The following is a 4035-nucleotide window of genomic DNA, read 5'->3' on the forward strand; positions in this document are numbered from 1 at the left end:
GTGTGCGAGATCACCTCGGGCTGCTCATGGGTTTCCTTTTCCATGAAATGGCGTCGGTTGCCCTTGTCGACCATGAAGCTGGTCGACAGCGACTGCTGGCGTTTGCGGTCGACCTTTGTGCCGTCAATGTCGAAGATGGTGACACCGCCACGGCGCACCACCGCCCAGTCGCCATCTTCCAGATAGGTGATCGAATTGGTGAACGGGGCGAGCGCGATGGCGTCGGAGCCCAGGAACATCTCGCCATCGCCATGGCCGACGGCCAAAGGCGGACCGTTGCGGGCGCCGACGATCAAATCCTCGTCGCCTTTGAACATGATCGCCAGCGCAAAGGCGCCTTCCAGCCGCTTCAGCGCCTGGTGCGCGGCTTCGACCGGATTCAGCCCCTTGGCGAGTTCGCGGGCCACCAGATGCGCCACGACCTCGGTGTCGGTCTGCGACGAAAAAGAATAGCCGTCGCGGACCAGTTCGTCGCGCAGTTCGGCGAAATTCTCGATGATGCCGTTGTGGACGATGGCGACGCCGTCGGAAAAATGTGGATGCGCATTGGTCTCGTTGGGCACGCCATGCGTCGCCCAGCGCGTGTGGCCGATGCCGATCGTGCCATCGAGCGGCTCGTCCTTGAGCCGGCGCTCCAGGTTGATCAACTTGCCTTCGGCGCGGCGGCGGGCGAGTTCGCCACGCTCGATGGTCGCGACGCCGGCCGAATCATAGCCACGGTACTCCAACCGCTTCAGCGCATCGACGATGAGCGGCGCAACCTGCGAGTGGCCGACGATTCCAACGATACCGCACATGCAGAAAGCCCCCGATTCCCCGGAAAACCAGCGCTATTTAGGGATGGCCAGCCTGCCGTGGAAAGTCACATTGCATTTCGTCCCGTATAACGGAACGCTCATTCTGTCGATGCACCATGACAGGCCGCTCTTGCAATCCGGTTACTGCAATCGTTCGGTTTGCGGGCTGGTCTTACTTTTTCTTCGCCGCCGCCGCCGAAGCAAAGCGCTCGCGCAACTCCTTGCCCTTGCCTGGAATGGTCTTCTGGCGGGCGCGGCCGAAGGCCAGCGCGTCGTCGGGCACGCTTTCGGTGATCACGCTGCCTGAGGCGATGTAGCCGCCCTTGCCGATGGTGACAGGCGCCACCAGCGACGAATTGGAGCCGACAAAAGCGCCCTCGCCGATGTCGGTGAAGAATTTCGAATAGCCGTCATAATTGCAGGTAATGGTGCCGGCGCCGATATTGGCCCCAGCACCAACACGGGCGTCGCCGATATAGGTCAAATGGTTGACCTTGGCGCCCTCTTCGATAACCGCCTGCTTGACCTCGCAGAAATTGCCGACCTTGGCCTTGTTCCTGAGATCGGCACCCGGCCGCAGCCGCGCGTACGGCCCGACATCGCAATTGGACGCAATGGTGGCGCCCTCGATATGGCTGAACGCATGGATCTTGGCGCCCGTGGCAATCTTCACACCCGGACCGAACCAGACATTGGGCTCGACGATGGTATCAGTGCCAATCTCGGTGTCATGCGAGAAATACACGGTCTCCGGCGCGATCAGCGTCACGCCCGACAGCATCGCCTCATGCCGCCGGCGCGCCTGCCAGATGGCTTCGGCTTGCGCCAGTTCGGCGCGGTTGTTGATGCCGAGCGCGCTTTCGAAACTGGCTTCGGTGGCCACGACATTGAGGCCTCGCGCACTGGCGATCTCGACAATATCGGTGAGATAATACTCGCCCTTTGCATTTTTGTTGCCGACCCGATCGAGCAGCGCCAGCGCATGGGCGCCGGCCACCGCCATCATGCCGGCATTGCAGAAGGTTATTTTCCTCTCCTCCTCGGAGCAGTCCTTCTCCTCGCGGATGGCGGTCAGCTTGCCGTCCTTTTCGATCAACCGGCCATAACCAGTCGGACTGGGCGGGCGGAAGCCGATCACGACGACGGCAGCGCCTTCAGCCAGTTTCAGCCGCGCCACGGTCAGCGCATCTGCATCGATCAGCGGCGTGTCCCCGAACATGACCAGGATATCGTCATAACCCTTTGATATTGCATCGCGCGCGGCAAGCACGGCGTGCGCGGTGCCAAGGCGCTTTTCCTGCACGAAAGTCTCGGCCTTGGGCGCGAACTTTGCCGCGGCCTTGCGCATCTCGTCGGCGCCATGGCCGATCACCAGCGCCTGGCTGCCGGCACCCGCCTCTTCCGCTGCCTTCACCACATGGGCGACCATCGGCAGGCCGGCAATCTGGTGCAGCACCTTCGGCAGCACGCTCTTCATGCGCGTGCCTTCGCCGGCGGCGAGGATGACGGACAGGCAGGATCTCTGGCTCATGGATGGGCAACCATATGAAAGGGTTGGGAATCAAGACAGGATAGCAGTGGGCCCATGCTTCACCAATGCGGTTAAATTCCGGTGAGATGGCGGAGCAGCTGACTCTTAATCAGCGGGTCTTAGGACAGAATTCGGCAGTCAGCCCCCCTACAACAGGCCGTGTTTCCTGAATTCCGCCTGCTCGTCACCCGATATCCAGCCAAACACCTTCAGCTTGCCATCGCGCTTTTCGACGAGATAGTTGATCGCAAAGTCGATGGTCACGAGACTCCCATCCTTGCGTTCATAGTCACCGGACCAGTTTACCTCAGCCACGCAATGGTCCTGATCGATTGGCATCACCGAGACATCGACGCAGGTCATTCTCTTGCTGCCGAGGGCACGATAGGCCTCAAAACCCTTTGTCATAATGGCCTTCAACTGCTCGCCATTCTCGCCAACCATGACCGCCGCCGGCGTCACCGAGACAAAACCCGCCGAATACATGTCCGCGACGTCGTTGAGATCGGCGGTGTCGGCGATCGCGTCATTGTAGATTTCCTCATAGGCCTTGAAGAATTTTCGCACATCCGCCTTGGCTACCATTCTCGCCTCCCGGCTCGAAAAAGTGTTGGTCAACGGCACTGCAAATGCGGGCTGGTGTGCATCGTTCCCGTGCGGGGGGGAGACTACCCCAGCCGCCCCAGCACTGGAAAATTCTCCAGCAGCCAATACGACACGGTCTGCACGCCACCAGTCAGAAAAAACACACCGGCGATCACCAGCAGCGCGCCGATGGCCTTTTCGACGCGGCCGAGATGGACGCGGAATTTGCCGAGGAAGCGCATGAAGGCGCCGGAAAACAGCGCTGCGATCAGGAACGGGATGCCCAGCCCGAGCGAATAGGCGGCGAGCAGCAGCGCGCCCTCGCCCACCGTTTCACGGCCGCCGGCCAGCGTCAGGATCGGTCCCAGAACCGGGCCGATGCAGGGCGTCCAGCCAAAGGCGAAAGCCAGCCCCATGACATAGGCCGCGACCGCACTTGCCGGCTTTCCCTGTGACTGGAAGCGCGCCTCGCGTGACAGCAGCGGAATGCGCAGGACGCCGAGGAAATTCAGGCCCATCAGGATGATCAGCACGCCTGCGCCCATGGCCAGCGGCTCCTGCCAGACGCGTAGCAGCCGGCCGATGGTCGAGGCGCCGGCGCCGAGCGCGACAAAGACGGTCGAGAAGCCGAGCACGAAGGCGATCGAAGAATAGATCAGCGCGCCGCGTGCGCCTTCACGCGCTGTCGCACCCGCATTGCCACGGAAATCGTCGACCGAGACGCCGGCCATATAACAGAGATAAGGCGGCACCAGCGGCAGCACGCAAGGCGACAGGAACGAAATCGCCCCAGCCCCGACCGCGCTGACATAGCCGATGTCCAATGCCATTTCCAAGAACTCCAATGTCGTGACGCCGATATAGCGACGCGCAGCCTTGTCCACCAATCACCATTGTGTTGGCAAGATCATCCATTGCCCGACGCACTTGCCAGGAAGAAACGACAGCCCGCAGGCGTTGATGCTGTGAGGCCGCGATTTCCCGCGCGTCTCCAGATATCAGTCAGGAGATTTCCATGAAAACCATAACCGCAGGACTGGCAGCGCTTCTGCTCAGCACCGCCGCATCCTTCGCTGCCGACGCGCGGAAGGAAGCCGAGGTCAATGGCGCCAAGATCTACAC

General features: G+C 61.5%; 3 protein-coding genes and 1 pseudogene. All 4 read right to left on the reverse strand.

The window, feature by feature from the left end; translation table 11 throughout:
• A pseudogene (locus tag EN914_RS27030) lies at nt 1-797 on the reverse strand (glutamine--fructose-6-phosphate aminotransferase); the annotation flags it as partial.
• Nucleotides 798-969: 172 nt separating this feature from the next.
• Entirely contained in the window at nt 970-2328 is a 1359-nt protein-coding gene (glmU, locus tag EN914_RS27035) for a bifunctional UDP-N-acetylglucosamine diphosphorylase/glucosamine-1-phosphate N-acetyltransferase GlmU (RefSeq protein WP_024503569.1), read from the reverse strand.
• 147 nt (nt 2329-2475) lie between these two features.
• Nucleotides 2476-2913 (reverse strand): hypothetical protein, encoded by a 438-nt coding sequence (locus tag EN914_RS27040; RefSeq protein WP_024503570.1) that lies wholly within the window; start codon nt 2911-2913, stop codon nt 2476-2478.
• 83 nt (nt 2914-2996) lie between these two features.
• Nucleotides 2997-3743: a cytochrome c biogenesis CcdA family protein gene (locus EN914_RS27045; RefSeq protein WP_013531914.1), complete on the reverse strand. Its 747-nt coding sequence runs from the start codon at nt 3741-3743 to the stop codon at nt 2997-2999.
• Between the last annotated feature and the right edge of the window lie 292 nt (nt 3744-4035).

Origin of the sequence: Mesorhizobium sp. M7A.F.Ca.CA.001.08.2.1 (assembly GCF_003998455.1) — a bacterium.
GTDB lineage: Bacteria > Pseudomonadota > Alphaproteobacteria > Rhizobiales > Rhizobiaceae > Mesorhizobium > Mesorhizobium ciceri.

What these genes read in the sequence shown, in the direction of transcription:
- EN914_RS27045 (WP_013531914.1), bottom strand. Translation starts at nt 3,743, where the DNA reads ATGGCATTGGACATCGGCTATGTCAGCGCGGTCGGGGCTGGGGCGATT.
- EN914_RS27040 (WP_024503570.1), bottom strand. Translation starts at nt 2,913, where the DNA reads ATGGTAGCCAAGGCGGATGTGCGAAAATTCTTCAAGGCCTATGAGGAA.
- glmU (WP_024503569.1), bottom strand. Translation starts at nt 2,328, where the DNA reads ATGAGCCAGAGATCCTGCCTGTCCGTCATCCTCGCCGCCGGCGAAGGC.